This window comes from Streptococcus sanguinis, from assembly GCF_019929225.1.
Lineage (GTDB): Bacteria > Bacillota > Bacilli > Lactobacillales > Streptococcaceae > Streptococcus > Streptococcus sanguinis_J.
Genome location: NZ_JAHZPA010000025.1, coordinates 1 through 675, shown reverse-complemented (window position 1 = coordinate 675; position 675 = coordinate 1). Strand labels below are relative to the sequence as shown.

1 pseudogene is annotated in these 675 nt (G+C 56.9%); it reads right to left on the bottom strand.

What is annotated here, in order from left to right:
• Positions 1-675, bottom strand: a pseudogene (locus K1I80_RS12015) (hypothetical protein); the annotation flags it as partial.

Sequence of the window (675 nt, the reverse complement as noted above, 5' to 3'; positions counted from 1 at the left end):
GTACTTGCACTTACTGACGCACTCGTCGACGCGGACGTACTTGCAGATACTGACGCACTCGTGGAGGCAGACGTGCTGGCGTACTTGCACTTACTGACGCACTCGTCGACGCGGACGTACTTGCAGATACTGACGCACTCGTGGAGGCAGACGTGCTGGCTGAAACTGAAGCACTTGTCGATGCGGACGTGCTGGCACTCACTGACGCACTCGTTGAAGCGGAGGTGCTGGCACTTACGGATGCGCTAGTGGACGCGGACGTACTTGCGGATACGGATGCGCTGGTGGACGCGGAGGTGCTGGCTGAAACTGACGCACTCGTTGACGCAGATGTGCTGGCTGAAACTGATGCACTCGTTGAAGCGGACGTACTTGCGGATACAGATGCACTTGTTGAAGCAGACGTACTTGCGCTTACTGATGCACTCGTTGAAGCGGACGTGCTGGCTGATACAGATGCACTCGTCGACGCAGACGTACTTGCACTTACTGACGCACTCGTTGATGCCGACGTACTTGCACTCATAGACGCGCTGGTCGATGCAGACGTACTTGCGCTTACTGACGCACTAGTAGACGCGGACGTACTTGCGCTCACTGATGCACTCGTTGAAGCAGACGTACTTGCGCTTACTGACGCGCTCGTTGAAGCGGACGTGCTGGCAGATACGGACG